The 25,650-nt window shown below is 61.6% G+C and carries 21 protein-coding genes and 2 pseudogenes; 12 read left to right on the forward strand and 11 right to left on the reverse strand.

From position 1 onward, the window contains the following. Nucleotides 1–77 precede the first annotated feature (77 nt). Nucleotides 78–476 carry a type II toxin-antitoxin system VapC family toxin gene (locus NKI67_RS18000; RefSeq protein WP_352646262.1) on the reverse strand — a complete coding sequence of 133 codons (399 nt, stop codon included), beginning with the start codon at nt 474–476 and terminating at the stop codon, nt 78–80. Beyond that, complete coding sequence (locus NKI67_RS18005) at nt 473–739, reverse strand: AbrB/MazE/SpoVT family DNA-binding domain-containing protein (RefSeq protein ID WP_352474931.1); 267 nt, start codon at nt 737–739, stop codon at nt 473–475. The genes NKI67_RS18000 and NKI67_RS18005 overlap by 4 nt, the downstream gene beginning before the upstream one ends. Before the next feature lie 418 nt (nt 740–1,157). Between NKI67_RS18005 and NKI67_RS18010 the strand changes: the two genes are divergently transcribed. The 11 genes and pseudogenes from NKI67_RS18010 (at nt 1,158) to NKI67_RS18060 (ending at nt 13,693) form a co-directional block, all read left to right on the forward strand. Further along, nucleotides 1,158–1,997 carry a succinate dehydrogenase/fumarate reductase transmembrane subunit gene (locus NKI67_RS18010; protein WP_352646392.1) on the forward strand — a complete coding sequence of 280 codons (840 nt, stop codon included), beginning with the start codon at nt 1,158–1,160 and terminating at the stop codon, nt 1,995–1,997. After that, nucleotides 1,998–2,535 (forward strand): annotated as a pseudogene (locus NKI67_RS18015) (SDR family NAD(P)-dependent oxidoreductase); the annotation flags it as partial. A gap of 150 nt (nt 2,536–2,685) precedes the next feature. Further along, the gene (locus NKI67_RS18020) at nt 2,686–3,732 is read left to right on the forward strand and encodes an NAD(P)-dependent alcohol dehydrogenase (RefSeq protein WP_352646264.1); all 1,047 of its coding nucleotides are present in this window, start codon (nt 2,686–2,688) and stop codon (nt 3,730–3,732) included. 347 nt (nt 3,733–4,079) lie between these two features. Then, the gene (locus NKI67_RS18025) at nt 4,080–4,991 is read left to right on the forward strand and encodes a carbohydrate ABC transporter permease (protein ID WP_352646266.1); all 912 of its coding nucleotides are present in this window, start codon (nt 4,080–4,082) and stop codon (nt 4,989–4,991) included. Further along, the gene (locus tag NKI67_RS18030) at nt 4,991–5,890 is read left to right on the forward strand and encodes a carbohydrate ABC transporter permease (RefSeq protein ID WP_031212286.1); all 900 of its coding nucleotides are present in this window, start codon (nt 4,991–4,993) and stop codon (nt 5,888–5,890) included. Before NKI67_RS18025 ends, NKI67_RS18030 begins: the two co-directional genes overlap by 1 nt. Before the next feature lie 46 nt (nt 5,891–5,936). Next, nucleotides 5,937–7,466, forward strand: coding sequence for an ABC transporter substrate-binding protein (locus NKI67_RS18035; RefSeq protein WP_023678778.1), 1,530 nt, complete (start codon nt 5,937–5,939; stop codon nt 7,464–7,466). A 64-nt stretch (nt 7,467–7,530) separates the two neighbouring features. Beyond that, a complete protein-coding gene (locus NKI67_RS18040; protein WP_023678777.1) occupies nt 7,531–9,060 on the forward strand; it encodes a xylulokinase in 1,530 nt (509 codons plus the stop codon). Beyond that, entirely contained in the window at nt 9,053–10,378 is a 1,326-nt protein-coding gene (locus NKI67_RS18045) for an iron-containing alcohol dehydrogenase (RefSeq protein WP_023678776.1), read from the forward strand. The genes NKI67_RS18040 and NKI67_RS18045 overlap by 8 nt, the downstream gene beginning before the upstream one ends. A 77-nt stretch (nt 10,379–10,455) precedes the next feature. Continuing rightward, nucleotides 10,456–11,538, forward strand: coding sequence for an ABC transporter ATP-binding protein (locus tag NKI67_RS18050; protein WP_023678775.1), 1,083 nt, complete (start codon nt 10,456–10,458; stop codon nt 11,536–11,538). After that, nucleotides 11,539–12,597: a hypothetical protein gene (locus NKI67_RS18055; RefSeq protein ID WP_023678774.1), complete on the forward strand. Its 1,059-nt coding sequence runs from the start codon at nt 11,539–11,541 to the stop codon at nt 12,595–12,597. It abuts the gene before it with no gap. Between the two features lie 97 nt (nt 12,598–12,694). Continuing rightward, nucleotides 12,695–13,693, forward strand: coding sequence for a sugar-binding transcriptional regulator (locus NKI67_RS18060; RefSeq protein ID WP_198023607.1), 999 nt, complete (start codon nt 12,695–12,697; stop codon nt 13,691–13,693). A gap of 52 nt (nt 13,694–13,745) precedes the next feature. Here NKI67_RS18060 and NKI67_RS18065 read toward each other — a convergent pair whose 3' ends face one another. From NKI67_RS18065 to NKI67_RS18085, 5 genes are all read right to left on the reverse strand, one after another. Further along, nucleotides 13,746–14,477, reverse strand: a complete 732-nt coding sequence (locus tag NKI67_RS18065) for an ATP-binding cassette domain-containing protein (RefSeq protein WP_023678772.1) — start codon at nt 14,475–14,477, stop codon at nt 13,746–13,748. Nucleotides 14,478–14,479: 2 nt separating this feature from the next. After that, nucleotides 14,480–15,460: an ABC transporter permease gene (locus NKI67_RS18070; protein ID WP_023678771.1), complete on the reverse strand. Its 981-nt coding sequence runs from the start codon at nt 15,458–15,460 to the stop codon at nt 14,480–14,482. Nucleotides 15,461–15,657: 197 nt separating this feature from the next. Further along, nucleotides 15,658–16,641, reverse strand: coding sequence for a sugar ABC transporter substrate-binding protein (locus NKI67_RS18075; protein ID WP_023678770.1), 984 nt, complete (start codon nt 16,639–16,641; stop codon nt 15,658–15,660). A 39-nt stretch (nt 16,642–16,680) separates the two neighbouring features. After that, a complete protein-coding gene (locus NKI67_RS18080) occupies nt 16,681–17,886 on the reverse strand; it encodes a mandelate racemase/muconate lactonizing enzyme family protein (protein WP_352646270.1) in 1,206 nt (401 codons plus the stop codon). Between the two features lie 14 nt (nt 17,887–17,900). Continuing rightward, nucleotides 17,901–18,620, reverse strand: coding sequence for a FadR/GntR family transcriptional regulator (locus NKI67_RS18085; protein WP_352646272.1), 720 nt, complete (start codon nt 18,618–18,620; stop codon nt 17,901–17,903). A gap of 362 nt (nt 18,621–18,982) precedes the next feature. Between NKI67_RS18085 and NKI67_RS18090 the strand changes: the two genes are divergently transcribed. After that, on the forward strand, nt 18,983–19,972 hold the full coding sequence (locus NKI67_RS18090) for a Tim44 domain-containing protein (protein WP_352646379.1): 990 nt from the start codon (nt 18,983–18,985) through the stop codon (nt 19,970–19,972). A gap of 285 nt (nt 19,973–20,257) precedes the next feature. Here the strand turns inward: NKI67_RS18090 and NKI67_RS18095 are convergent, their stop codons facing one another. The 4 genes and pseudogenes from NKI67_RS18095 to tssH form a co-directional block, all read right to left on the reverse strand. After that, nucleotides 20,258–21,373 carry a Fic family protein gene (locus tag NKI67_RS18095; protein WP_352646274.1) on the reverse strand — a complete coding sequence of 372 codons (1,116 nt, stop codon included), beginning with the start codon at nt 21,371–21,373 and terminating at the stop codon, nt 20,258–20,260. Between the two features lie 107 nt (nt 21,374–21,480). Beyond that, on the reverse strand, nt 21,481–21,618 hold the full coding sequence (locus tag NKI67_RS18100) for a hypothetical protein (RefSeq protein WP_198023606.1): 138 nt from the start codon (nt 21,616–21,618) through the stop codon (nt 21,481–21,483). Then, nucleotides 21,616–21,938: pseudogene (locus tag NKI67_RS18105) on the reverse strand (MarR family winged helix-turn-helix transcriptional regulator); the annotation flags it as partial. The pseudogene NKI67_RS18105 and the gene NKI67_RS18100, both read right to left, overlap by 3 nt. 921 nt (nt 21,939–22,859) lie before the next feature. Further along, complete coding sequence (tssH, locus tag NKI67_RS18110) at nt 22,860–25,610, reverse strand: type VI secretion system ATPase TssH (RefSeq protein WP_352646276.1); 2,751 nt, start codon at nt 25,608–25,610, stop codon at nt 22,860–22,862. Between the last annotated feature and the right edge of the window lie 40 nt (nt 25,611–25,650).

A 25,650-nucleotide genomic window follows, 5' to 3' on the forward strand; every position in this document is an offset into this window, starting at 1 on the left:
CCGCAGACAGAATCCGATTGCTCGCAGCGGCCTCTAAAGACGCGACAGCACAGGGCGAAAGACCACCGCGGAAAGACTTAGAAAAGAAGCTGTACGGATTGTCCCTGCGCCGAGAGCAGTTTGACGGCCTTCCGGTCAAACGAGACGAAAGTCTCCCCGCCAAGCCAGCCGCCGTCAAAAGCGATCACGCCGTCCGCGAAATCGCCGCCGGCATCGAGGACTGACAGCCCTGCGTCAACTGCCGGCCGGTTGACGACAACATTCGCGGTGTTCAGCAACGCCCGGATCGCCGCGGCAATATTTTCGCGCTCTGTCTGGTACTGCCGGGCCAGAACCCAGGCGAACTCGCACAAGGCCTGCAAGCTCACGGCCACGATGTCCGCTTTGGCCAGCAGGTCGACGGCAATGGCCGCCTGCCCCTCATCATCGGCGACATAGGCGCGCAGCAGCACATTCGTGTCGGCCGTAACCCTCATTCCTTGCCGGACCCGGCGGCAGCGCCCGCTTCCGCTATCGCCTCGTTGATCTCCTCGATGCTGAGCACCCGGCCGTTCGTCTTGCCTCTGAGGAAGCCGTGGAGGTCCCGGAACGACCCCTTCGCCCGTGCAGCCCTCAATTCCGCCCGACCGTCGGGCAGCAGATCTAGCTCGATCTTCTCGCCCGGTTTGATGCCCAGATGTTGCAGCACGTCCTTGCGGAACGTCACCTGTCCCCTTGTCGTCACTGTCAGCGTTGTCATGTTAAACATTTCCTGTTCATCGCGATAGATAATGCGAATCTGCATTATTATCAATGCAGATGGTCGGGGCCAAGCTTGGCCACGGGCGATGGCTATGGAGATTTCGATTTTCGGCTGGTGTCGGAAATGGCGCGACCGCCGCCGGGAAGCGAGGGAAGGCAGCGTCAAGTTCGAGCCAGAGATTAACCAGAGATTAACAAGAACGAAGCCATCGCCGCATAGCGTCTGCCTACGTGGCTATGGACGGATTCACTCATGCGCAATATGAATTATGAATGGAGATGAGGCCTGCCGTGGCGCTCACATTTTCGCCGTGTCGCTGAGGCAGGTGACGCTCGTTCAATGACGCTGCGCAGGGCAGGTTGGCCTTCTGGTCTAACGCCGCCCGCAGAAGTGTCGATATCAGGGGATCTGGTCAATGACCGACAACAAGCCAGACGTTACCAAGGATTGGCAAGCGACGCAGGGCCAGAAGTCCTCCGCCACGCGTCTTCGCCTTTTCGCCGCACTCTCGTGGATCGTCGCCATTGGCGGCGAGATCTACGGAATTATGCTGCTTCGCCAGAACAAGTTCGACCAGGGACACCTGCCGCTGGTCATCGGCCTTCTGGTCGGCATCGCGATTTTCGCAATCGCCGGCAACTTGCTATGGAAGGCGGCCAACAGGCACGATCCGGCTCGTGCATCCGACGCGGCCAGGTTCTTCTTCCAAAACCAGCTCGGCGCAATCATCACACTGATTGCCTTCCTCCCGCTGGTTTTCCTTATCCTCACCGACAAAAACATGGATCCGCGGACCAAGAAGGTTGCCGGCGGCGTCGGCGCTGCGCTGGCCGTGCTCGCGACGGTCATGGGGATCAGTTTCAAACCCCCGTCGGTCGAACAGTACACCCAGGATATGAACGCATGCGCAGCCCAGATCAAGTCGGGGCAGCCCACCACCGCCTGTTCGCCCGATGTCGCCGCTCAGGCGCAGGCGATCGCGACGGACACCGCCGCGGTGGCGGCGGCGACGCGGGACGCGAGCCACCCCGCCGGTCAGGATGTCGTCTACTGGATCGCGCCCGAAACCGGAGCCGCGAAGTCCGCCGAGCCGCATGTTTTCCACCTCTGCGCAGGCGTGAGCCCGCTGAAGGACAAGACTGTGAATAGTGGCTCCGTGACGGAGGCCTACGCACAGAACGCCGTCCGCATCACGAAGCAGATCGATATGGAACAGAAGCAGTGCGGTTTCACCGCCACAACCAGCACCAACTGAACCCGCCTGCACTCGATCGCGTCTATCGGCGCCACAGCGCCACTGCTCGCCTCAAATGTGGACCGGATGGACGACATCATCGCCCTGAACGTTGTTGCACTGATGCGGTTGACCTATGCCATTGCCCCAGCACTCGTGAGCAAGGGTGGCGGGGCGATTATCAATCTCGCTTCCGTTCTGGCCATAACCCCGAGATCCTGAACGGAGTCTACGGCGCCTCAAAGGCTTTCGTCCTTGCCCTTGGGCTTTCGCTTCACAAGGAACTCGGCGAGAGAAACGTCCGGGTTCAAACCGTGCTTCCGGGGGCCACGGCTGCCGATTCTGGGAAACAGCCGGAATGTCGCTTGACCATCTTCCCGGCGAAGTCGTCATGAAGGCAGAGGCAATGGTCGACGCTGCATTCGCAAGTTTCGACCAAGGTGAATCGATCACCATCCCCTCGCTCCCCGATGCGGCCGATTGGGACGCATACGAGGGCGCCCGGAGAACAATGATGCCTAACCTTTCCCTCAAACTTCCCGCCGCCCGCTACGGATAGCAGCCGATCTCTATCTTCTCCGGGCAGCGCAGTGCTTCACATGTTCGTTTGCGGACGGGTGGTCGCTTTCGCTTGCCGCGAAATGGACGGTGTGTATACCCGTGGAAGGTCACGAAGGCCCCTACAATCAGCTTAGAGGAGACTACGTCGATGACGAACGTGCGCGCCCTTGTCCTCGAACGCCAACACGAACTCAAACTGCGTGACATCGATCTGCCACAGACCGTCGGCCCGGGCGAAGTTCGCATCAAGATGCATACGGTGGGCATCTGCGGCTCCGACGTGCACTACTACACGCATGGCCGCATCGGCCCGTTCGTGGTCGAAGCGCCGATGGTCTTGGGCCATGAAGCCGCCGGCACCGTCGTCGAAACGGGGGAAGGCGTCGAGCATCTGAAGGTCGGCGACCGCGTCTGCATGGAGCCGGGTATTCCCGATCCCAATTCGCGGGCGAGCCGGCTCGGCCTCTACAACATCGATCCAGCGGTCAGGTTCTGGGCAACGCCGCCGATCCACGGCGTGCTGACGCCCCATGTCGTCCACCCCGCCAACTACACTTTCAAACTGCCCGATAATGTCAGCTTCGCCGAAGGCGCCATGGTGGAGCCCTTCGCTGTCGGCATGCAGGCGGCTGCCAAAGCAAAGATCGCGCCGGGCGACACGGCGGTGGTGATTGGCGCAGGGCCGATCGGCACGATGGTGGCGATCGCGGCGCTCGCCGGCGGCTGCGCCCGCGCCGTTGTTGCAGATCTCGCCCAACCCAAGCTCGACATCGCCGGCGGCTATCAAGGCGTGATCCCGATCAACGTCCGCGACAAGAACGTGGCGGCGGAGGTAAAGCGCCTGACCGATGGCTGGGGCGCCGACGTGGTGTTTGAATGCTCGGGCTCGTCCAAGGCATGGGAGACCCTGCTCGATCTGCCGCGGCCCGGTGGCGCGGTGGTGGTGGTCGGCCTGCCAGTGGCGCCGATCGCATTCGATGTCGCCACCGCCTCGACCAAGGAAGTCCGCATCGAGACTGTGTTCCGATATGCCCACCAATATGAGCGGGCAATCGCGCTAATGGGGTCGGGCCGGGTCGACCTAAAGCCACTCATTTCGGCGACCTTCCCCTTCGAAGATTCCATCACCGCCTTCGACCGCGCAGTCGAAGCCCGGCCGGCGGACGTAAAGCTTCAGATCCGATTGCCGGATTAAGGCGAGTTCCAAAGCCCCCGGGCTGTCCTCCCGATCTCCTCAATGCGTTGCGTAGCTTCTTGGGCAGCCAAGGCTGGCTGACGGCGGCCCTGAGCGCTTTTGATGCTGGTACACGGCATTTGCCGGCGGCGCTCCCTCCAAAAACAACCCCGTACCCGGCGATTACGGCATCCTCTGGGACTACGACCAAAACCCCTGAGCCTGACGGAACCGACACTTGACAAATCGGCGGCCGTCCGACACGTTCTTAACAAAAGGCACAACAAACTTACAAAAGTTCAAGTTGGCACAATCTGGCCGATAGGGAGAAGGCCGATGCGTCTGTGTGGCCGAGCGGAGATTTGCGCGTGAGCACGGTGACCGTGACCCGCGAAACGCCCAGATGGGCCCTGCCCCGGTTCATGACGGCCGAGCATCCTTTCCCCTGGCTCGCGCCGATCACGGTGATGCTTCTCGTTTTCGGCATCTATCCCTTCGCCTATTCGGTTTGGCTGTCGTTTCACAAACGCAATGTCGTCTCCCGGCAGCTCGACTTCGCCGGGCTCCACCAATGGACGCGCGCCTTCTCGGATGCGCGTATGTGGCATTCGCTGGAAACCACGCTGATCTATACCTTCGTCGCGCTTGCGGTTCAGCTTGCGCTCGGCATCCTCATCGCGCTTCTGCTTGACACCGATCGCAAAGGTTACGGGGTGCTGCGGGCGCTGATGACACTGCCGCTGGTGGTGCCGCCGGCGGTGACCGGAATGATGTTCCTGCTGATGCAGGACGGTTCTTTCGGTGTCCTGTCGTTCTACCTCTATGCCCTCGACCTGATCTCGCCGGCACAGCCGATCCTGACGCAGCCCGGAACCGCATTAGCGGCGATCCTGCTGGCAGACATATGGCAGTGGACGCCGTTCATGGTGCTCATCATCCTGGCAGGGCTCAGGGCGCTGCCGAAGGAACCTTTCGAGGCCGCGGCGATCGACGGTGCCAACGGCATCCAGACGTTCTTGCGCCTCACATTGCCGATGCTGCGCAAGGTGATAGCGGTCGCGGTGCTGATCCGCGGCGTCGATCTCTTTCGCATCTACGACTACGTCTACATCATCACCGCCGGCGGGCCTGGCACGGCCACCGAGACGCTTTCATTCTACGCTGGCCGCATCTACTTCACCGGAGACTTTCCCTACGCCGCGACCCTGTCGCTGATCGTGCTCGTCGTCTTGATCGTCGTGTCGAACCTCTTCGTCAGGCTGTTCAAGGTGAGGTTCTGATGGAGTCGTCGCGCGCCCAAACGATCGCCCGTGACGTGCTCGCAGTCCTGGTGGTGGCGATCTTTATGTTCCCGATCGCGTGGTGGGCCCTGTCGTCCATCAAACCCTATTCGGCGATCTTCGACCGCAGCGGACCGGTCTACACCGGTTTCACGCCGACGCCGGACAATTACCGCGTGACGTTGCTTGGCGTTTCGCGCGTCGACATCGGCATGGAACAGGGCGGCGAGGCGGCCGGGGTCATCAAGGGTGGCGCCAGTTCCTACGATTCCCGTCAGTCGTTGCTCGACAGCGCCATTATAGCCGTCGGATCGACGGCGCTGACGCTGCTGCTGGCAACTCTGGCCGCCTATTGCCTGTCGCGAATGCAGTTCAGCGGCCAGCAGTCCTTCCTGTTCTGGATTCTCTCGCAGCGCTTCATGCCGCCAATCGCGATCGTCATTCCGATCGTTTTCATGTTCCGCGATCTCGGCTTGCGCGATACTTATACGGGGCTCATCCTCGTTCACAGTTTGATTAACCTGCCGCTGGCGGTTTTGCTTTTGAAGTCGTTCTTCGACGATGTTCCGCGCGAGGTTGATGAGGCGGCGCTGATTGACGGCGCGACGCGCTGGCAGACGTTTCGACGCGTCGTCCTTCCCATGGTCAAGGGCGGCATCGCTGCGACGGCCGTGCTGTGTTTCATCTTTTCGTGGACCGAGTTCCTGCTCTCACTGTTCCTGACAACGTCGATCCGCACTGTGCCGGTGAAGATCTCGACCTTTGTCACATCGACCGCGACCGAGTGGGGCTACATCACAGCGCTCGGCACATCCGCGATCATACCCAGCTTCATCTTTATCCTGCTGGTTCAACGACATCTGGTCCGCGGCCTCACCCTCGGATCGCTGAAGGAGTGAGGCGCAGACGAGAAGAACGACGACAAAACGCAATGGAGGAACGATCATGAGCTTCAGTGAACACGACAAGAAGACATTCGTCGCCGATACCTGCAATGACTTTACGGCGCGCCGAATAACCAAACGCGACTTCATGAGGAAGATGGCGCTCGCTGGTGTCGGCTTTTCCGCCTTCGGATCGGCCATGCTAGGTGGGGGCCGCACCAATCGGGGGATGCTGGGCCTCGGGGTTGAAGAAGCCCGCGCCCAGGACGCCGATATGCTGAAGTGGCTGGCCGACGTCGGCAAACCATATGCCGGCACCAAAATCCGCTACACCTCGGAAGCGACGCCGCCAACGATTGTTGCCAACCAGCTTGTCGCAGGTGAATTCACCAAGGCAACCGGCATTGAGGTGGAAGTCGAGATCGTGCCGCTGGAGCAGGTTCTCGCCAAGGCGACGCAAGACGTACAGGGCCAGCTTGGCACCTACGACGTCTACTATCTCGACCAGTCCTGGATGGCGACGTTTGCCCAGGATGTCGTCGATCCGCGCGAGTATTATGACCAGAACAAAGAACTGGCAATGCCCAACTTCGACTGGGACGATTTCTCCAAGCCGCTGGTCGACGGCATTGCCATGTACAACGGCAAACAGTGCGGAATTCCATTCGATATTCCGATCTTCATCCTGATGTACCGCAAGGATCTTTTCGACAAACACAACATTGCGCTGCCGACAGACCTCGACGCCTACCTCAAGGCCGTGCAGGCGCTCACAGAGGCAGAAAAAAGCAACGGCATCTTCGGCACCGCGTGCCAGGCGAAGTCCGGCCACTATTCGCTGGAATGCGACTGGACCTTCGCATTGTGGGGCCATGGCGGTTCTATCTTCAACAAGGACAAGAAGTTTGTCGGCAATGACGAGCGCGGCGTGGCCGGGCTCAAATTCTATCAGGAGCTGGTGAAGAACTCGCCGCCCTCCGCGACGACGTGGACCTGGGATGGCCAAGGACAGGCCCTGACACAGGGACAAGCCGCCATGGCAATCACCTGGGGCGAGGATTTCCCCGGCTTCGACGCCAACGATTCCAAGGTCAAAGGCCTGTTCGAGGCCCTGCCCGCGCCCAAGGAGGTTCCTGGCCGTCGCGCCGCTGCCGATTGCGGCTTCAACGAAATCCCGGCCGTCGGCCACCAGGGTGGCTCGACGATTTCGCTGTCGCAATATTCCAAGAACAAGGAAGCGGCATGGCTGTTCATGCAGTGGGTCTGCTCGAAGGATGTGATGGCGCGGGTGTCGACGCTCGGCGGCGGCGCGTCGCCGATGCGCAATTCCTCTTTTACAGATCCTCGGGTCAAGACGAAGGCCGTTGTTGGCCCCGGAACGACACGCCATTTCGACGCGATCAAATACACTATCGACAACCAGATGGGATCGGAGCCGGACATGCCGATCTGGGCGGACCTGTCGAACAACGACATTCCGGTTGAGCTCGGCAAATTGCTTACGGGCCAAGACTATGGCGGCGACGCCAAGGCATGCCTGGATGCCATTGCCGGCATTGTCGACGGCAAAGTCAAGGATGCCGGTCTTTAGCGGGTAATCGGTGATTTGGGCGAAGGCGGTTCGACCGCCCTCGTCCGTTGGCAACGTGGCGGCAATGGTTCCTGATCTCGTCATCGGCATTGATTCCTCGACCTCGGCAACCAAGGCGATCGCCTGGGACCGCAATGGTCTGGCCGTGGCCGAAGGTCGTGCACCGCTTGCAATGTCCAACCCGCGTTCGGGCTATTTCGAGCAGGATCCGGCCGAATGGTGGGCCTCGACGGTCACGGCGCTTCGTGGTGTCGCGGCAACAGTTTCGCCGGGACGCATTGCCGCCCTTGCGATTGCCAACCAACGCGAGAGCTTCGGCCTTTTCGACGAGCAGGGCCAGGCGGTCGGGCCCGCAACGCTCTGGCTCGATGAGCGCGCCCGTGGGAAAGCACGGCGCTTCGGCGAGAGTTTCGGCGCGGCACGCGTCCACGCAATATCCGGCAAGCCACTGGACGTTATTCCTTGCCTTTACCGCATGATCTGGTTCCGCGAGCAAGAGCCCGAGATTTTTGCCCGGGTGGAGCGAATGGCCGAAGTCCACGGCTATCTGGTCTTTCGCTTGAGCGGCCGGTGGGTGACGTCCACCGCATCCGCGGACCCGATGGGCATACTCGATATGCGAGCTATGGACTGGTCGAACGATATACTGGACGCAGCCGGCGTCGCCCGGCGCATGATGCCGGACCTGGCGCGGCCCGGCACCGTTCTGGGCCAACTGACTTCGGAAGCGGCCATGCTGACGGGCTTGCGGGAAGGCACGCCGATCGTCGCCGGCGGCGGCGACGGTCAATGCGCCGGCACGGGCGCGGGTGTGTTGCAGCCGCGATGCGCTTACATCAACCTCGGCACGGCGGTCGTCTCCGGCAGCTTCGGCACGGACTACGTCCACGACCAGGCCTTCCGCACCGAAACGGCGGTTGCCGATGATGGCTATATCTACGAGACGTGCCTTCGCGCCGGCACTTTTCTCGTCGACTGGATGGCGCGCGAAATGCTTGGCGTCGATCTGCATGGCGCAAATGATGCCCTGGAGACGCTCGAGGCCGAAGCCGCTGCCAGCCCGATCGGCGCAGGCGGCATAATGCTCCTGCCCTACTGGCAGGGCGTCATGGATCCGCACTGGGATAGTGCTGCCCGTGGTGTTATTGCCGGGCTCTCCGGCTCGAGCCGCCGCGGTGACATGTATCGCGCCGTACTGGAAGGCATAGCTCTGCATCAGGCCGCGACAAGTCAGCGGGCGGCTGCGGCTGCCGCCCAGACCATCGACCAGTTCATAGCGATCGGCGGAGGAGCGAAGTCCGACCTGTGGATGCAAATTCTGGCGGATGCACTCGATCGTCCCATAAAGCGTTCGACGACCGTCGAAGCCTCCTCGCTTGGCGCGGCGATGGCGGCGGCAAAGGGCGTGGGCTGGTTTTCCACCATCGCCGAAGCGTCACTCGCAATGGCCAGCGAGCCGGCCAAAACCTTCGAACCGGACACGAAACGGGCCGCGCTTTACGCCGAACTTCTTGCGATCCATGCCGATCTTTGGCCAACGCTTTCAGCCTGGAACCAGCGCCTCGCGGCCTTCATGGAGGCCGATCATGGCTGAAACGACCAACTGGAACGCGTTGATCGAGGACGTTGTCGCGGGACGCTGGACAGATCCCAAGACCGGCGCGGCCGCGGTCCTGCCGTTCCAGACGATCGAACTGCTGGAGACGACGGAGGGCCGCGAGTCGGATCTCGTTGCGCCCCTGGCGCTAGGCAGCCGCATCGCTGTTGTGTCGGATATCAACACCGTCGATGTGATGGGCAGGCGCGTCGCGAAGGCGCTGCGTACCATCGCCGACATCGATGAAATCGTGCTGCCTGACGGCCTCGACTGCGATGAGGCAATGATCCAGATGGTCAGGGAGAAGACGCGTCACGCCGACGGGGTCGTGGCCGTCGGGTCGGGCGTCCTCAATGACGGCTGCAAGCATGCAACCTTTCTCGACGAGCGGCCCTATGCCGTCTTCGGCACGGCAGCCTCGATGAATGGCTACGGCGCCTCGACAGCGTCGGTGACCTTGGCCTCCGGGCTCAAGATCTCGCTGCCCTCGCATGCTCCGCGGGGCATCTTCCTGGACCTTGGCGTGTCGGCCGCAGCGCCCGCCTGGCTCAGCGCCGCCGGGCTTGGCGACAGCCTCTGCCGCTCAACCGCCCAGATCGACTGGTGGGCTTCGCATCGGCTGTTCGACACTTACTATTCCGAGGTGCCCTACCTGCTGCAGGCGGGCGATGAGGAACCGATGCTGGCCCATGCGCCTGGCCTTGCCAGGCATGACATCACCGCCGTCGGGCATCTCCAGCGCGTCCTGACGCTGTGCTCGATGGGCGTGTGCTTTGCCGGCGTTTCCCATCCCGGGTCCATGGGAGAGCACCAGATTTCCCATTGGGTCGACATGTTCGCGGGAGAGCGTCATCCCGGCACCACGCATGGTCAGCAGGTTGGGGTTGCCTCGCTGGTCATGGCTCGTCTGCAAGCGCGGCTGCTGGACATGAAAGAGCCGCCGCAGGTGAAGCCGACCGCCATCAACGAAGCGGCGATGCTGGCCCGCTATGGCGCGCAGCTTGGACCACTTTGCATTGCCGAGACGAAGAAGACGGCACTCGACGCCAGCCAGACGGAAATCTTCAACCGCAGGCTTGCGGAAATCTGGCCGGCGCTGCGCCAGGAGGTTCGGCCGATGGCAATGCCGGTCGCCCGCATGGAAACGGCGCTCAAGGCTGCCGGGGGGCCGGTCACCGGCGCGGAACTAGGCCTGCCGCGAGCGCTTTGGCACGACGCCATTCGCTATTCGCGGGAAATCCGCGGTCGATGGTCCTTCATCAATCTGGCCGCCGATGCGGGACTCTTGGAAGAGTTTCTGGAGAGCGAATGGTGAGAGCGCATCCGATCGCCAATAGCTCGCATGGCGAAAATGCGATCCAACCGGCAAGGGCAATCGAAGGGTAGCAATTTATGGCGTCTGTCACCATCAGCAACATAAAGAAGGACTATGGCGCCCTCTCGATTATCGATGGACTCGATCTCTCGATCGAGGATGGCCAGTTCGTCGTTCTGTTGGGGCCGTCCGGCTGCGGCAAGTCCACGCTGTTGCGCATGATAGCCGGTCTCGAGCCCATCACGTCCGGTGAGATCGCCATAGGCGACAGGGTCGTCAACACGCTCCACCCCAAAGACCGCAACATCGCGATGGTCTTCCAGAACTACGCGCTTTACGCGCACATGACCGTCTTCGACAACATGGCCTTTTCCATGCAGTTGAAGAAACGCCCAACCGAAGAAATCAAACAGAAGGTCGGATGGGCGGCATCGATCCTCAATCTGACCCCCTATCTGGAACGGTACCCTCGCCAGCTTTCGGGCGGTCAGCGGCAGCGCGTCGCCATGGGCCGCGCCATCGTGCGGGACCCAACTGTGTTCCTGTTTGACGAACCACTGTCCAATCTCGATGCCAAGCTGCGGGTGCAGATGCGCACCGAAATCAAGGAACTCCACCAGCGGCTGAAGACCACCACCGTCTATGTCACGCATGACCAGATCGAGGCCATGACCATGGCCGATGTCATCGTCATCATGCGCGACGGCCATATCGAGCAGATCGGGCGCCCGCTCGATGTCTACGATCGCCCGGCAAACCTCTTCGTCGCCTCTTTCATCGGCTCGCCCGCAATGAACATGTTCCATGGCGAGGTGGCTTCCGAGCGCGACGCCTGGGTGGTGCGGACCGACGAGCTATCCCTCCCGCTCCCGCCAGGGGCTGCGGTCCGGCCCGGCCAAAAGGTGATCTATGGCATTCGGCCCGAACATCTTCGACCAGTGGCTGACGGGCGCGGCATCCCGGCGAGGATTACGGTTGTCGAGCCGACTGGCCCCGAAATCCACATCTTTGCCAGCATGGGCAACACCGCGATCTGCTCGGTGCTGCATGACCGCATGGAGCTCTCTCCAGGAGCTGTAATCCATTTGGAGCCGGCGCCTGAGCGAATCCACCTGTTCGACGAAGATAGCGGCGAGCGGCTGGACAAGGGAAGAAGTTGAATGGCGCGGATCATCATCCTCGGCGCCGGCGTCATGGGCTCTGCCATGACGCTTCCGGCCGCTCACGCGGCTAACCGCATCACTCTTGTCGGGACCCATCTCGATGAGGAGATCGTCGGCTCGGTGGCCAGCACAAGTCATCATCACCCACGCCTCAACATCACTCTGCCTGATGTGGTAACCGCCTGTTCCTGGACCGAATTCGGGGCGGCGATGAACGATGGACCCGATCTGCTTGTACTCGGCGTCTCGTCGGCCGGCATTCCTTGGGCGATCGACCGCATTGCAGAAAGCATCAAGTCGCCCGTACCGATACTGATGATTACGAAAGGACTTGCAGCAAGCGACGAAGGCGTGGAAATCCTGCCACATCTGCTTGCCCACGAGGTCGAGCAACGCACTGGCTTGTCTGTTCCGGTGATGGCCGTCGGCGGACCGTGCATTGCCGGCGAACTGGCCGCACAGCGCGACACCTCTGTGATCGTGGCCGGGCATGATCCCGACCAGGTGGCCGCGGCGTCCCGCATTCTGCGCGCGCCTTTTTATCATGCGCGATCGTCATCCGATCTCGTCGGCGTCGAGATCTGCGCTGCGTTCAAGAATTTCTACACACTCGCCGTTGGGGCTCCCGTCGGGCTGCTCGAGCGCGACGGCAAGGCGCCCAATGGCGCACTCATGCACAACCTAGCCTCGTCACTTTTCTCGCAGTCCCTCGCCGAAATGGCGATTCTGGTCGAAGCTCTGGGTGGAAAGGTCGAAACAGTGCTGGGGCTGGCCGGCTCCGGCGATCTTTATGTGACCTGCCAGGCGGGCCGTAACGGTCGCATGGGGCGCCTGCTCGGCCGCGGCCTGCCATATTCGGTGGCGAAGCGCGAACATATGAGTTCGGACACGGTCGAGGGCGCGCAACTGGCGCTGGACCTTGGTCCGACTTTGAAGAATATGATGGCCCGGGGTGTACTTCCCCACGATCGCCTGCCGCTGACGAGGGCCATCATCGACGCAATTTGCCATGATGCTCCGCTGGTTTTGTCCTTCGACCGCTATCATCGAGGCTAGCGGAGCCGGGAAACTCGATTGATGCCTCATATCGATGAGCACATGGCTCCGCCGAGCCGCTCTGGACCCGCTGCCGCGGAGTGGACAGGATGATCTGATGGAGAAACCCGCACGAAAGAAACGCGACGGCCGCCAAGCCGTAACGAGTTCCGTCACGTCCGATCGCGAGGAAGGGCTGCTCGTGCGCGCCGCCTGGCTTGCTTATGTCGGTGACCTCACCCAGGCGCAAATCGCCAAGTCTCTTGGCCTGACACGCCTTCGCGTCAACCGGATGCTGGCGCATGCCCGTCAGCGGGGGATCGTTCAGATTCGCATCAATTCCAAGGTGGCGAACTGCATCGAGCTGGAGAACCGGCTGCGGGACGCCTATGGCGTTTCCGACCCAATCGTGGTTCCGACACCGCCCGATCCTACCCTGGTGCCACAGGTCATCGCGGCCGCCGCCGGTGAAGCCCTGTCGCATAGAATCCGTGACGGGATATCGGTGGGCGTGGGATGGGGACGGACGCTCCAGCTTAGTCTGCGGTCAGTGACCGTACGCCCCGTCAGAGGGATGTCGGTCGTTTCCCTGCTCGGCGGGCTCACGCGTGGATCGGCGATCAACATCTATGAAATCGCCTCGCGGCTCGCGGCGCTTTTCGATGCGGAATGCTTCTACATCGCGGCACCGGTGTTCACGGATACGGAGGCCACGCGCGATCTGCTTATGCGCCAGTCCATTCTGGAAGACGCCTTCACCCATGCCCGCGACGTTGACGCCGCTTTCGTTTCTGTAGGCGCGGTGCACAAGGACGCCACCATCTTTCGGATCGGACTGGTAGGAGACGATGATCTCAGATCGCTGCGCGAAGCCGGAGCCGTCGGCGATATTTGCGGCCACTGGATCGGCGCCGACGGACAACTCGTCGATCACCCGCTAAACAGCCGTGTCATCGGCCTCGCCCCCGAACATCTGCGCGACGTCGACACTGTGATCCTGCCCTCCGGCGGCCTCGACAAGGTTCCGGTGCTGCGCGCCGTGTTGCGTCTGGGAGTCGTCGATGTGCTGATCACCGACGAGAAAACCGCTGAGGCGATCCTTGCGGAAAAGCCGTAGCGCAGACTGACCTCTACCAGCAGAGCGGCTCGCGAGTGATCGCTTCTTCGCGTCACAGAACCTCGTGGATTTCCTCGATCGAAGTCTCGCCGATCCGCTTGTCGAGAACGATCTCGCCGCGCGCCATCGCCACGACCCGGTCACAGCATTCGAAAACATGATGCATGTTGTGGCTGATGAAGACGCTGGTGATGTTCTGGGCCTTGAGGGCGCGAACGAAGCCGATCACCTTTCGCGTCTCCTTCACCGAGAGATGATTGGTCGGCTCGTCGAGGATCATGACTTTCGACTTGAAGTGCATGGCCCGGGCGATCGCGACGCCTTGGCGCTGGCCGCCCGACAGTTCGCCGACCAGCGCATCGGGCGACCTCAGATGCAGATCGACGTCGGCGATCGCCTTGACGCTTTCGTCACGCATGCGCTTCTGGTCCAGGATGCCGATGCCGAAAACCGAGCCCTTCACCGGCTCGCGTCCGATGAAAACATTGCGGGCGATGGTCATGGTCGGGACCATCGAATTGTACTGGTAGATCGTCTCGATGCCGCGATCCATGGCGTCGCGCGGGTTCGAGAAGCGGACCGGTTCACCGTCGATCCTGATCTCGCCGCCATCGGGCTTTTGGGTGCCTGACAGGATGTTGATCAGCGTCGATTTGCCGGCGCCGTTGTCGCCGACGAGGCCCAGCGCCTCGTCTGGATAAATGTCCAGAGTGACGTTCTTCAAGGCGTGGACGCCGGAATACCATTTCTGGAGTCCCTTGATCGCGATGATGGGTGCCGCCATGATCAGGTCTCCACCTTCATTGCCCTGCCCCGCTTTCGAAGCCAGGCGTTCACGACGACCGCGAAGATAGTCAGGAAGCCGATTGCCATCTTGAACCAGTTGGCGTCAACCTGGCTCAGCACCAGTCCGTTGTCGATGACGCGGATCAGGGCAGCCCCGATGATGCCGCCGAAGATGGTGCCGATGCCGCCAGCCAGCGAGGCGCCGCCGATGACGGCAGCTGATACGGCCTGCAACTCCAGCCCCTCGCCGATCGAGGGCAGCGGCGCGCCGAGCCGCATCACCTGAATGGTGCCGGCAAAGCCGGCGAGCACCGAACAGATCATGAAGCAGGCGACCTTCACCCGGGCCGTCGGGATGCCCATCGATTGCGCGGCGGGCAGAAAGCCGCCGGTGGCGCGCACCCAGTTGCCGAAATTCGTGCGCGACAGAAGCACCGTCGCCAGGATTGCCACGGCGACAAACCAGAAGAACGACATGCGAAAGAGGTCGCCCGGCCCCACATAGATCGTAAACAGCCATTTGGGCAGAGCGTTGGCTGGGATAACAGGAGGGAAGCCACCGGAGATTACCACCGTCAGCGAACGCGCGATGAACAGCATGCCAAGCGTGGTGATGAAGCTTGGTATCGCGAAACGAATCGTTATGAACCCGTTGAAGAAGCCAATCAGGGCGGCGATCGCGAGCCCGGCGGCAAAGGCCGGCGCGAACGGCACGCCTGCCGCCAGCATCACCGCCATGGTCATCGGGGTCAGCGCAAATACCGAGCCTACGGAAAGATCAAACTCGCCGCATATCATCAGCAGGGTCACGCCGATCGCGACCAGCCCCATTTCGGGCAGCAGCCCAAGCATTCCGCGCACGTTCTGTGTGTTCAGAAATACGCCGTTCGAGCGAATCTGAAAGACGAGGAGGAGGAGGAGCAGGAACACGACCGCCGCAAGCTCCGGCTTCTCCAGATAAATCTTCATCAAGCGCTTCATCATTCGCTCCGGCTTGGGATTGTTTGCGCTGGCTTGTCGCATCGGCAAGGGGATGGCGGCAGTCTGTCTTCTACCGCCTTTGACGGGGGAGATGCCGTTGGAGGATGGGACGGAGCCGACGCCCAAGGCCGTGCTGCCTGGGCCCTCGCCCTTGCCCTCTCCGCGTAAAGAACGAGGAGAGGACGCCGGCTTCGCGCCTACCGCACGCCTTGTGCGGCCAGTTCCTTGAGCTTTGGCACGTCTTCCTTGACGATGATGCCCTTGCCGGTGTCGATGTCTGCCGGCAGCAGACCGACGTTCTTGGCGAGATAGGCTTCCATCACCGGCATGAAGCCCTGCATGTAGGGCTGCTGGTCGACCTGGACCTGGATGTAACCCGCTTCCATCTGTTGCAGGACTTCCGAGACGATGTCGAAGCCGCCCATCAGCACCTTGCCCGGCTCGATGCCGCGATCGATCAGGACCTGGGCCACGTAGGCATGCCAAAGGCCGGTGTCGAAATACACCGTGGTGTCCGGGTGGGCAGACAGATAGGCGCCAACACGATCGGCGACGACGGCGCCATCTGTGCCGGTGTCGAGCCGTTCAATGACCACTTCGCGTCCGGCATTCGCGGCCTTGTATTCCTCAAGGAACTTCATGACGCCGGCAGCGCGCTGTTCCGACCAGTTCTGACCGGGCGCGGAGACGCCGACGAGCGCCCTGATCTTGCCTTCCTTGGGGAAGAACTCGGACATCTTCTTGCCGAGTTCGTAGCCGGCGGGAATGAAGCCCTGACCGATGAAAGCCTGGCGGGCATTGCCGGCTGCACCCTCGGTGTCGTCGACGTTGGACGCGATGACCGTGACGCCGGCAGCGCGGGCGTCGGCGATGATCTGGTCGAAGGCATTGTTGTCGACGATCGAGGTGATCAGCGCGTCCGGTTTTGCCGCGAGTGCCGCCTGCATGTTGGCCGATTGTTGCTCGATCGAGCCTTCGGTCTGCGTGAAGACCATCTGGCAATTGGCCTGGATCTTGGCGCAGGCGTCGTCAAACCCCTTCTTCACCGCCTGCCAGAACGGGTTCGACGCCGACGAATGATGCGTGAAGACGATGTTCATCGGCTCCTGTGCGCGTGAGCCGATTGCCGAGCCTCCAGCCAGTACTGCTCCCAAGGCTGCCGAGATAAGTAACTTCTTCATGGTTCTCCTCCTCCGTAGAAAGCTGCTTCAGGTTCATTTTCAGAGAGTAGATGCGTCAGTCACCCGTCGAAGCGCCGTGAAGGCGCGATCGATCTCCGGGTTCAGTTCCATGCCGAGGCCCGGTCCGGGAGGCACGGTGATCATGCCGTTCTTCACCTGCGGCAAAGCGGTCACAAGGTCGCGGTACCAGGTCTTGTAAAAGGCCCTGACACTCTCCTGGACAAGCGCGTTCGGCGCATTCAGCGACAGGTGGGTCGATGCGCCGAGCACCACTGGACCGGTGCAGTCGTGTGGCGCGACCGGCAGGTGCCATGCTTCAGCCATGGCAGCGATCTTGCGCGCCTCCGAGAGCCCGCCGCACCAGCTGATATCAAGCATGATGACACCGGCCGCTCCGGTTTCGAGAAGGTCGCGGAAGGCCCACCGGGAACCGAGCGTTTCCGAAGCCGATATCGGCGCCAGCGAAGCCTCGGCATAGCGTTTCAGGCTGGACAGGCTGTCCATCCTGATCGGATCTTCGTGCCAGAAGGTCTTGTAGGGGGCAAGCTCGCGAGCGATCTGCATGGCCGGCAGCAGCTGCCACATTGAATGGAATTCAACCATGATGTCCATCTTGTCGCCGACCGCATTGCGGATTTTCTCGAATGGCGCCAGCGCGGAATTCAAGTCGGGCTGCGATATATAGTGGCCGCGCGTTTTCTCGGCGGCCATGTCGAAGGGCCAGATCTTCATGGCCGTGATGCCTTCCTCCAATAACGAATGCGCCAGTTCGTCGGCGCGGTGAAGGAAGCCGTTCAGATCATCATAGGCGTCGCCGGGCTTATCGAGCCCGTAGTTGGCCGTCGTCTGCCCGGTGGCCTTCTTGATGTATTCGGTTCCGGCACAGGTGTTGTAGGTCCTGATCTCGTGCCTGGTTAACCCGCCGAGGAGTTGTGCGATCGGCTGACCCGTCGCCTTTCCGAACAGATCCCAAAGCGCGATATCGAAAGCGGAATTGCCCCTGACTTCCGCGCCCGTCGATCGGAAACCGAGATACCCGACGAGGTCGGCGGCAAGCAGGTCGATCTGCAAGGGGTCGCGCCCGATCACGCACGGCGCGACATATTCGTGCAGATAGGTCTCGACGGTCTCGGCCATGAAGAAGGTCTCGCCCAGTCCCACGAGGCCTTCGTTCGTGTGAACCAGGATCCAGAGAAGGTTCGGCCGCTCTTTGAGCCGCAGCGTTTCCAGTTTCGTGATCTTCATTGCGCCCCTGCTCCTCAGGCGATGCCGGCCGCCAGCAGGGCCTTGACGCTCTCGTCAAAATGCCTCGCCATCAGGTCACGCGCCGACTGGGGATCACCGGTCTCGATTGCTTCGGCGAGGTCGATATGGATCTGGATCATCTCCAACTGCTTGGCATCCGAAGGGCGGGTCCGCCAGCCGATCGGCCAGGTCTGCCGCGATACGCGCTCGAACGCGCCGACGATGAGGCTGAAAACCGGATTCTTCGCAGCCTTGGCGATTTCGAGGTGAAAGGCGAGATCGTGCTCCATGACCTGTTCCGGCCGCTGGAAATTCTCGCGCATGGCGAGCGCGTGCGTCCTGATCCTTTCCACTTCGTCAGCCGTTCTGCGCAAGGCCGCCAGCGTGGCGGTGCGGGTCTCAATCGTGCGGCGCACGTCGTAGATTTGCTGCACCGTGATCTGCTCGGTGTGGACGCCATGCTCGATCACCAGTGACATGGCGCCATAATCCAGCTCGGCGACGGTAGCCCGTCTGCCCGCCCTCAGGTCGATAAGCCGCATGGCGGCGAGCGAGCTGAAGGCCTCGCGAACCACGGTACGCGAGACGCTCAATTGTCTCGAAAGCGCGGCCTCGCTGGGCAGCCGGTCGCCGGGCCCGAGCTCATGCGCGCGGATATGGCGCGTGATCTCGCCGATCGTATTGCTGACCAGGCTCGCTGCGTCGGAATGTTTTGCGGGTACGGCCGTGCTCACGCAATCTCCAGTTCAGGGCAAACCTGTATGGCAGGTTTTCCAGATATGTTGATAGTACACAGGAAAGCTGTATGTCAACCGAGCCGTCGCCGAGAGACCCTCGGCATCATCGCCGGGGAGACCGATGACCAGAGGCTTGCATGACCGATGCTGTTGACGCGACCGATGCCGGTCGGCCGGGTGCGGGAGCCTGCGTGATCGAACAGCGATCATCGCGCTTGGGTAGGGCAGACATTCTCGTCGTGAACACCGGCGGGCGGCCGACCATGCCGCCCGAAAATATCTCGGCGGACGATTCACTGATATTTCGATCGACGCACCCCATATGAGCGGAAAGAGTGTCACTTGAGGACTTGCCTATGCTGATTTCGCGTTGGGGACGGTTTGCAGTTTTGTTTGCGGGGTTGTTCCTGGCATTTTCCATAGTCGCTGTGGATCACGCCGATGCGCGCCGTGGCGGCAGCTTCGGCAGTCGTGGCATGCGCACTTTCCAGCCGGTTCCGCCGACCAGAGTTGCGCCGCAACCGGCCGCACCGGTCGAGCGCTCGATGACGCCCAATGCGGCCACGAACAATGCGGCCCGTCAGCCGCAGGCATTCCAGCGCCCGGGCTTCTTCAACGGCCTCGGCGGATCGATGATGCGTGGGCTGCTTCTCGGCGGTTTGATCGGTGTTCTTCTGGGCCATGGGTTCGGCGGCTTGGCCGGCATGTTGGGTCTTTTGCTCCAAGTACTGCTGTTCGGCGGCGCGATCATGCTGGCGATCCGCTTTTTCCGCTCGCAATCGGCGTACAACCCAACGTCTGCTATGGCCGGTGCCTCGCGAGGTGCTGGCAGCTTTGGGCGAAGCGCAGCAGCCCGGCCCGAAACGAGCAACGCCCGAGCTTCCTCCATTCCAGGCATCGGGTCGGGATTTGGCGGAACGAGCCAAGCCAATGCTTCCGATGAGATCACTCTCACCCAAACCGATCTGGACACGTTCCAGCACCGGCTGACGGAAGTTCAGGAAGCATTCGGGCGCGAGGACCATGCTGCATTGCGCCGGTTGGTGACACCCGAGATGGTGTCCTATCTGTCCGAGGAACTTGCCGACAATGCCAAAAAGGGCGTCAGGAACGACGTATCGGACGTCAGCCTGTTGGAGGCCGATATTGCGGAAAGTTGGCGGGAGGGTGATCGCGACTACGCGACGGCTGCTTTGCGCTATGAGTCTCGCGACGTGACCCGCGACCGCATCAGCGGCAAGATCGTTGAGGGCCAAGCCGATCGGCCGACGGAGACAACCGAACTGTGGACCTTCATGCGCCAGGACGGCGGGGACTGGAAGCTCGCCGCGATCCAGCAGCCTGGCTGATGTGCCGGCCTTGATGTCTGCCAAGAGTTTTGTTCAGGTTTCTCGCTAGCACTCGAAGGCCAGCCCGCCCCTTCCGCGCGCTTCTTTCCCCCAACGCGCGTTGAGGTAACAATATACCACCGGCTTCAAGCGGGACCGGACAATCAGCATCGCACAGCGCGACTTTTTGCGTTTCCGGTCTGGTGTAACCCAATCGACGACCTCCTGCCGGGTCGCAGCCCGCCACCCCTCGATGCTCAGGCAGCAGGCTCTTTGACAGCCTGCCTCTTCTTTCTCTATTGTGGTTCACGTGCGGCCCTCAAGAAGGTTCAACGCGTAACGTGTGTGTCGCCGTTCGCCGGTTCTTATCAGTGCACCGTTGGCAACGAGGTCCTGCAAATCTCTTGTTGCCGTCGCGCGCGATGCCTGGGTGATGGCGATGTAATTCTCGGCGCTGAGCCCCCCTTTGAACCCGTCGATGCCCGCGCGGAACATCCGGGCGATGACCTTTTCCTGGCGCTCGTTGAAGTGATCCCGGTAGCGTTCGTAAAACTTGGCTTTGGCGACGGAGAATTCGACACGGGCAAGCGTTACGCGCTGCGCTTCAAGGATCGTTTTAGCGAAGTAGAGCAGCCAATCTGTTACCGCGTTGCTCGTGTTGCTGGCCTCCAGATGGTCGTAGTAGGCCTTGCGGCGGCGCTCTATCGTGTAGGCCAACGCGATGAGGCTGGGCTCACCCAGGTTTTGCGCCAGCGCCTTTTCGCAGAGGGCGCGGCCTATGCGGCCGTTCCCATCTTCGAACGGGTGAATGCTCTCGAAATAAAGGTGCGCGATAGCGGCACGCGTCAACGCTGGGAGCGGCGTCTTGCCTTTGGGTGAGGTATCGTTGAACCAAGCGGCGAAGGCGTCCATTTCGGGTTTCACCCGCGCGGAGGGCGGCGCTTCGAAATGAACTTTGGGCTTATCCAGCCGATTGGAAGCGATCTGCATGGCATCGGCATGCTGGCGGTAGTTGCCGATGGTCTCGATACGACGCTCACCCGACATCACCATCGTATGCCAAGCGTAAAGAGTGCGATGCGTCAGCGCATCGGCAAAATGCAAGTAGACATCGGCCATCATTTCAGCGATGCCCCGCTCGGCAGGCGGAATGCGCCTGGTCTCGCTGCTCAGACCAAGTTGCTGGCGCAGGGATGATTGCAGGCTTTCGCGGTCGAGGTACTCCCCCTCAATCGCGGATGTCTTCAAGGCCTCTTCGCTGATAAGATCGATACGGATCTGGTCGCGATCATCGGAACCGACATGACGAAAGACGCCTAGGAACTCGCCCGATCGCAACAGGAACTCGCTTTCCAGCGGTTCCAATGCCTTCTTATCGTAGGTAAAATGCGGCCAGTCCGCTTGCTCCCAATTCCATATCATGAGTTACAGGGCACCTTTCTATAACTCACGATAGCAACAATTGTGAGCTATAGCAATCTTCTCTATGCCTCAGAAGTCGCGGCTTTGCCCCCGGCGCGATCCAACGCCTAACCATCCAGATCAATCTCATCATGCTTGTAGGCCGCCGCATTGCGGGCCGCGCTCAATCGTTGCTCGAACGTTTCGGTTTTTTCCCAGCTCAATGAGCGGCTTAAGTTCTTCATACCCCGCACGTGCAGCGACACGCGACGTCGTGCGACGGGATGACAACGGCGTGTGACCAGGCCGCATGTTCCAGCCGCTTGAGCAACGGCGTCAGCGTCGCCGAATCCAGCCCAAGCGCTTCGCCAAGCTCGCCCACGTGCTTGGCGCTCGCTCCCATAGCGCGAGCATCGCCAGATATTGCGGGTAGGTCAGCCCCAGCGGATCGAGCAGCGGCCGGCAAAAGCCGGGTCATCAGCCCGCTTGCCGAATAGAGCGCAAAGCAGAGCTGCTGATCAAGCCGCAGGATCCCGCCGGAAGCCGCCGGAAGGTCCTCGGGTCCGGTTGTGAATGGCGCCTGCATCGCGAGTCATAGGCTGATAACCGTGGGAAGCGGTGATCCGTGCCATTCAACACGCCTCAAGGCCCCGATCAGCCACCCTCGCTTAAACCCAGGACAACTTTGTTGAGGCTCCACAAATTAGATAGGGGCAAGGTAACCCATTTTGTTAAATTGGTAACGACGCATGAAAAGGCCTACAATTCACTCCAGCCGGCAGAGCCACTGACACCCGGTAGGCCCGGCGGCACACTGGTTTCCCAATACTGTCGCGACGGCCTATCAAAGTTACGCACCGCTGTAACCAACGTGAAACGCTATCGAACCAACACCCCCGCAACCGGTAAGCGCCACGAGCCGCCGGCCAACGACGAAGCAGGCTATTTCGAGTTCTGCCCCGTTTGTGGCCAGACGTTCGACAAGCGAAACGTTAATGAGGTGCTGCATCACTATCTTCCCGACCATGAGCCGTTGAAGTCAATGGACAGGTAACCAGCCTTCGACAGACGACTCCAGCATCCAAGATCGTGATCGGTCCTCAACCCGTGCCGGTGCTTCGAATCTGCCCGCGCGACCACCTTTCGCCACGTTCTTTTGAGGCCATGCGTCGGCTTGGCAAGTGTGATGAGCGTGCCGTTCGACGCACACCTGGTCTGCCCTTGCCAGGATTGCTGCGATTGTAGCTGAAGATCACGTCGGACCCCGCAATGCCTGAAATACGCATCGGAACGATCTACACATTGCGCCCTGGGCTGGTAACCCGTCACGGGGTGATCACATAGCCCTGGGCGCCCACTCTCCGTGGGCGCTGACCCGCGCCGGCGCAACTTCCTTCGGCTTGCGACCGAGCCCGATGGACCTGGCCAGTGCCGAGCCAGAAGCGGCGTAGACCCATGTTGCCAACTAATCGAGCGGGCTAACCTTGCTCTGTGGCGCTCACGCTCCTTATTCGAAGGAATAGGTGAACGCTTGGCCAGCGGCGCCAACCGTCACCTTCGTCATCTTTTCACCAGCGAGCGACCGGTTCAGCACGCCGCGGCTCAGTTCCGGAAGAAGCGTGTTGGTCAGAATTGCGTCAATCATCCTGCCGCCCGATTCGATTTCCGTGCAGCGGGCCTTGACCAGATCCATGACACCGTCGCCGATTACCAATTCCGCATCGTTGGTCGCACGCAGCCGGCGAGCTATCTTGGCGAACTGGTGACGGGTGATCGCTTCGATCATCGAATCCGAAAGCGGAAAGTAGGGGATGGTCACCACCCGGCCGAGAAAGGCCGCAGGGAAGACTTTCAGCAATGGGCTGCGTAACGCGGCGTCCAGTTGGTCGAGCCCTGCCCGGACCGCACCATTCCGTGTCCGGTCCATGATCACTTCTGAGCCGACATTCGACGTGAGAAGGATCAGCGTGTTCTTGAAATCGATGCGTCTACCTTCACTGTCGTCCATCATCCCTTTGTCAAAGACCTGGAAGAAGATTTCGTGCACGTCCGGATGCGCCTTCTCGACCTCGTCGAGCAGGATCACCGAATAGGGTTTGCGTCGCACCGCCTCGGTGAGAATTCCTCCCTTGCCGTAGCCGACATAGCCGGGCGGCGCGCCCTTCAAGGTAGAGACCGTATGCGCCTCCTGGAATTCAGACATGTTGATCGAGATCAGGTTCTGCTCTCCGCCGTAAAGCGTTTCGGCCAGTGCCAAGGCGGTTTCGGTCTTGCCGACGCCCGAAGGGCCGCAGAGCAGGAATACACCCACCGGCTTTTCCGGAGCGCCGAGACCGGCGCGGCTGGTCTGCACGCGCTTGGCGATCATCTCCATGGCGTGATCCTGTCCGACAACGCGCTCGGACAGAGTGGCCGCGAGCCGCAGCGCCTTCTCGGTCTGACTCGACAGCATCCGCCCCGTCGGGATGCCCGTCCAGTCCTGGACCACGGCCGCCACGGCGTTGCGGTCGACCGATGGCAGGATCAGCGGTGTTTCGCCTTGCGCCTCGGCCAGTTCGCTCATCAGTTCGCGCAGCCGAGCGAGATCGGCAGCCGGATCGGGAGGAGAAGTACCGCCTCCCGCCGGAACCTTCGTCCCGGCGTTGGACCGTTCGGTCTCCGGCAGGTCCACGCTCTCTGTCTCAGTGGCGGCCTCCTGCCCTTCCACGGCATCGAGCGGCACGCCGTCACCGCGCAGCCTGGCGCGCAGTTCGAGTATCTCGGCCACCAGCGCCTTTTCGCGCTCCCAGCGCTGTTGCGCGGCTGCTAGCGTGCGTTCGGTCTCGGCAAGCCCAGCCTCGACCCGTGCCTGCCGCTCAGCCACCTCGATGCCGATTGCAGCCTCGCGGCCGATGATGCCGCGCTCGACCTCCAGCGCCTGGCGACGGCGCATGATGTCCTCGACCTCGGCGGGCGTGGCGTGCTGCGATACGGCGACACGCGCGCAGGCGGTGTCGAGAAGGCTGACCGCCTTGTCCGGCAACTGCCGCGCCGGGATGTAGCGATGCGACAGGGCGACCGCCGCGTCGATCGCCTCGTCCAATATCTGCACCTCATGGTGCTGTTCCAGGACGCCGGCCACCCCGCGCAACATGAGAATGGCCACCCCTTCCGACGGCTCGTCGATCTTTACCACCTGGAAGCGGCGGGTCAGCGCCGGGTCTTTCTCGATGTGCTGTTTGTATTCCGCCCACGTCGTAGCCGCTATCGTGCGAAGCTCGCCGCGCGCCAACGCCGGTTTGAGCAGATTGGCAGCGTCGCCGGTTCCGGCAGCACCACCGGCGCCTATCAGGGTATGGGCTTCGTCGATGAAGAGGATGACCGGCGCCTCGGACGATTGAACCTCGTCGATTACAGCCTTCAGCCGCTTTTCGAATTCACCTTTTACGCTTGCGCCTGCCTGCATCAATCCGACGTCGAGCATGCGCACGCTCACTCCCTGCAGTGGGGGCGGCACATCGCCTTTGGCGATGCGCAGAGCAAAGCCCTCGACGACTGCGGTCTTGCCGACACCCGCTTCGCCGGTCAGAATCGGATTGTTCTGCCGGCGCCGCATCAGTATATCGACGATCTGTCTGATCTCCGGATCGCGGCCGACCACCGGATCGATCTTTCCAGCCCGGGCGCGTTGGGTCAGGTCGGTGGCATATTTGGCCAGTGCCGAATCCCCGCCCGAAGCCCGCCGCGGCGCCTCTGTCGCGGTGACCGTTGGCGCAGCGCCAGCTTCGAGTGAGCCCTCCGTAACATCGGCGAAGCGCGCCACGACGGCGTCGGCGTCGATCTTGTCGAACTCGCCGCTGATCTTCGACAGCAGGCCTTCCAGCACCGGTGTCTTCAGGCAAGCAAGCAGAACATGGGCGCTGCGGACCTCCTCCACGCCGAATTCCAGTGTTGCCAGATTCCAAGCCTCCTGGATGGCGTGGAAGATATGGTCGGAAAACTCTTCGATGGAGGTTGCGCCATAAGGCAGCTTGTCCACCGCACGCGTCATATCGGCCGTAAGTCGGCCCGCATCCAGTCCCGCATCGGCGATCATCATTTGCACATCCGAGCGGTCGGAGAGCACCAACTGCTCGATGAAGTGGACGAGTTCGACGTAAGGATTGCCGCGCAGTTTGGCACTGTCGGCCGCTGCCTTGAAGGCGCGCAACCCTACAGGATTGAGCTTTCCGACCAGTTCCTTGCGCTTGAAACTCTGCGATGACCGGCGCTGTTCCATCGAACGTGCTCCTGCACTCTGCAAGTCGATAACCTGCCAC

The organism is Mesorhizobium sp. M0408, from assembly GCF_040321495.1.
Lineage (GTDB): Bacteria > Pseudomonadota > Alphaproteobacteria > Rhizobiales > Rhizobiaceae > Mesorhizobium.

Coding starts and splice junctions, on each gene's coding strand:
- NKI67_RS18000 (WP_352646262.1), bottom strand. CDS start 476: ATGAGGGTTACGGCCGACACGAATGTGCTGCTGCGCGCCTATGTCGCC.
- NKI67_RS18005 (WP_352474931.1), bottom strand. CDS start 739: ATGACAACGCTGACAGTGACGACAAGGGGACAGGTGACGTTCCGCAAG.
- NKI67_RS18010 (WP_352646392.1), top strand. CDS start 1,158: ATGACCGACAACAAGCCAGACGTTACCAAGGATTGGCAAGCGACGCAG.
- NKI67_RS18020 (WP_352646264.1), top strand. CDS start 2,686: ATGACGAACGTGCGCGCCCTTGTCCTCGAACGCCAACACGAACTCAAA.
- NKI67_RS18030 (WP_031212286.1), top strand. CDS start 4,991: ATGGAGTCGTCGCGCGCCCAAACGATCGCCCGTGACGTGCTCGCAGTC.
- NKI67_RS18035 (WP_023678778.1), top strand. CDS start 5,937: ATGAGCTTCAGTGAACACGACAAGAAGACATTCGTCGCCGATACCTGC.
- NKI67_RS18040 (WP_023678777.1), top strand. CDS start 7,531: ATGGTTCCTGATCTCGTCATCGGCATTGATTCCTCGACCTCGGCAACC.
- NKI67_RS18045 (WP_023678776.1), top strand. CDS start 9,053: ATGGCTGAAACGACCAACTGGAACGCGTTGATCGAGGACGTTGTCGCG.
- NKI67_RS18050 (WP_023678775.1), top strand. CDS start 10,456: ATGGCGTCTGTCACCATCAGCAACATAAAGAAGGACTATGGCGCCCTC.
- NKI67_RS18055 (WP_023678774.1), top strand. CDS start 11,539: ATGGCGCGGATCATCATCCTCGGCGCCGGCGTCATGGGCTCTGCCATG.
- NKI67_RS18060 (WP_198023607.1), top strand. CDS start 12,695: ATGGAGAAACCCGCACGAAAGAAACGCGACGGCCGCCAAGCCGTAACG.
- NKI67_RS18065 (WP_023678772.1), bottom strand. CDS start 14,477: ATGGCGGCACCCATCATCGCGATCAAGGGACTCCAGAAATGGTATTCC.
- NKI67_RS18070 (WP_023678771.1), bottom strand. CDS start 15,460: ATGAAGCGCTTGATGAAGATTTATCTGGAGAAGCCGGAGCTTGCGGCG.
- NKI67_RS18075 (WP_023678770.1), bottom strand. CDS start 16,641: ATGAAGAAGTTACTTATCTCGGCAGCCTTGGGAGCAGTACTGGCTGGA.
- NKI67_RS18080 (WP_352646270.1), bottom strand. CDS start 17,886: ATGAAGATCACGAAACTGGAAACGCTGCGGCTCAAAGAGCGGCCGAAC.
- NKI67_RS18095 (WP_352646274.1), bottom strand. CDS start 21,373: ATGATATGGAATTGGGAGCAAGCGGACTGGCCGCATTTTACCTACGAT.
- tssH (WP_352646276.1), bottom strand. CDS start 25,610: ATGGAACAGCGCCGGTCATCGCAGAGTTTCAAGCGCAAGGAACTGGTC.